Below are 2,580 nucleotides of genomic sequence, written 5' to 3' on the forward strand. Positions count from 1 at the left end.
GCTCGCGCGGCGAGCTGGACTGGTCGCGCTGCGCGATCGACTCGGTGAACATGCGGTCTCTGAAAGGGGGGATCTGACAGGTCCGAATCCCGTAGATCGCGGCAAGAAGGGATCGAAGATCCACTTGATCAGCGAGCGGACCGGTCTGCCCCTGTCCATCGGGATCTCCGGCGCGAACCTCCACGACAGCCAGGCGCTGGAGCCGCTCGTGCGCGGCATCCCTCCGATCCGCTCCCGCCGCGGCCCGCGCCGGCGCTGCCCCGCCAAGCTGCATGCGGACAAGGGCTACGACTACGACCACCTTGCTTGGGAATGGGACGTGTCAGCGCGGTCAGCCGCCGGACTTCCGGTGGGCGCGACGCTCGGCGAGGGCCTCGTGACGGTGGCGCCGTACCAGCGATAGGCGCGGCCGGAGGTGTCGTCCGGCTCCGGCCAGCGGTAGCACCCCGGTCTGTGCGACATGTACGTGGCGGCGGGAGTACGAGTGCGGGCGGCCCCGTTCGGCGCAGCAGCGGGTGCCGCGATCAGCGAGGTGCCGGGACGGTGGTTGTGACAGGTTGCAGACGGCGACCGCCACGACGATCCCATACCGTGTGGCCCGCGTCCTGAACCCGCTGAGAGGGGACTTCTTCTATGGCTGTGCCGACGAAGATCGGTCACCTGGCGGACGGTTACAGCCTGGAGCGCGCCTACTGGCTGGTCCAGGTGTGCGACCTGGCCTACAAGGACGAGGCGATCAGCGACCGGCAGGCCCGGGGGTGGGGTTTCGACCGGGCCCGTCACCACGAGACGCGGTTCACGCCGCCGATTCCGCTGGAGGACACCCAGGCCTACACCATGGCCAGCGACGACATGATCGTCACAGCGTTCCGCGGTACGGAGCCCGCTCAGATCAAGGACTGGCTCTCGGACGCCACCACCCCGCCCAGCCGCGGCCCGCAGGCACCGGATACGTCCACTACGGCTTCGCTGAAGCCCTTGACTCCATCTTCCCCACCGTCAGGGACACCCTCGCCGAACTGCGCACGAACGGGCAGAGCGTGTGGTTCACCGGCCACAGCCTGGGCGGGGCGCCGGCCATGCTCGCCGGCGCCCGCATGTACCTGGAGGAGCCGCGCCTGGCCGCGGACGGCGTCTACACCTACGGCCAGCCCCGTACCTGCGACCGGCTCCTGGCCGCCGCCTACAACAAGGGCTTCAAGAACCGCACGTACCGCTTCGTCAACGACAACGACATCGTCCCCCAGCTCCCGCCCGAGCCCGCCTACACCCAAGGCGCTGCGCTACATCGACTCCCGCGGCCGGGTCCACGAGACGATGCCGCTGATCGGTCGTCTCACCGCCTCCGAACCACCCGGACGACCCTTGTGCAACTCGTCCCGCAGCCGCTCCGGGTCCGGAAACGCTTGAAAGGCGAACCAGGAGCGGCGGTCGCCCCCAGAAGCGACTGAGGATCGCAGCGCGGACGGCACAATCCACCTCTGTGGCAGAACGCCGCTGGCGGTTGCCCTCCGGGGCGACCGTGGATCGCAACTACGGCCTGGAGTGCTCGGACCGCGGGACTGCCGCCGCGTGGCGGTCGCTCTCCGGGGCGGCCGAGGATCGCAGCGCCAGGCGCTGGGCCTCACCACAGTGGAGCCGAGCCGTGCTGGCTGTCTTTCGGGACGATCGAGGATCGCAACCAGCCGGTCGATTTTGCTCCAACTGGACCGAAAGTTCAGCAACGTTGGCTTGGGGACCAGCTCTGGGGACCAGTGGGCGGTGCACGGATCTTGATTTCAGCGTGGACCGTGGTGAAGATCGAGGAAGAGGGCGGATGCGCCCAGCGCTTCGACCTCCTGGTCGGCTACAGCCCTCGCACCGCCCCGGCACGCCCCGTGGCAGAGCTTGATCCGGGCCCTGCAGCTCCTGGGTCAAAGTGGCGCAGGTGCAACCCCTATCGTCCCGACCATAAGGAAACGCATGTCGGAGGCCGTTCCCCTATCCATGAGAGGGCGCCCTTCCGCGTCCGAAACGCTGGGCACCTCACCCGGTCGTTCCTCAGGTGCCCGGAGGAACCAGGGTGCCGTGCTCGTCCGGGGCACCGTTGAGCAGGTCGAGGTGTGGAACGTCATCTGTATAGCGTTCGGTCCCAGGGAAAGTCGCCACGCAAGGATTCTTTCCCACACCACTGACAACGGGCGTGCTGTCGGCGGGAACGTCGTGAGCCCCGATCTTCTGTGCGCGGTGGAGTAGCTGCCCACCCACGATCGGGGCGGGCAGACGTGATGCGCGACCGCCTCAGGGCCGAGAGGGCCCGGGGGAGGTCAAAGGGAGCGCAAGTTCAAGTCCTGTCATCTCGACCCTGCTTCTCGCAGGTCGGAGGCCGTTCTCTCATCCGTGGGAGGGCGGCCTTCCGCGAGTCCCAGGGCGTGGTGGTCGCAGCCGTGCGGTCCGGCCCGCACGGTTGGCCGTCTGCTTGGCTCCCCTGAGTACGTGAGGGGCGGTCATGAGAGGTTGAGCCCCGCGTGGTCCCACTGATCGAGCAGCACCTCTGCGGGTAGCGCGCTGCCCTCGGGAGCCAGGCGCTGGACCGGCATG

General features: G+C 68.4%; 2 pseudogenes. Both read left to right on the top strand.

Going from position 1 to position 2,580, the window contains the following annotated elements:
- Positions 1-292: pseudogene (locus IG64_RS37035) on the top strand (transposase); the annotation flags it as partial.
- Positions 293-633: 341 nt separating this feature from the next.
- Positions 634-1,338, top strand: a pseudogene (locus IG64_RS37040) (lipase family protein); the annotation flags it as partial.
- Positions 1,339-2,580: the final 1,242 nt, after the last annotated feature.

Origin of the sequence: Streptomyces sp. NRRL S-340 (assembly GCF_000720185.1) — a bacterium.
Taxonomy (GTDB): domain Bacteria; phylum Actinomycetota; class Actinomycetes; order Streptomycetales; family Streptomycetaceae; genus Streptomyces.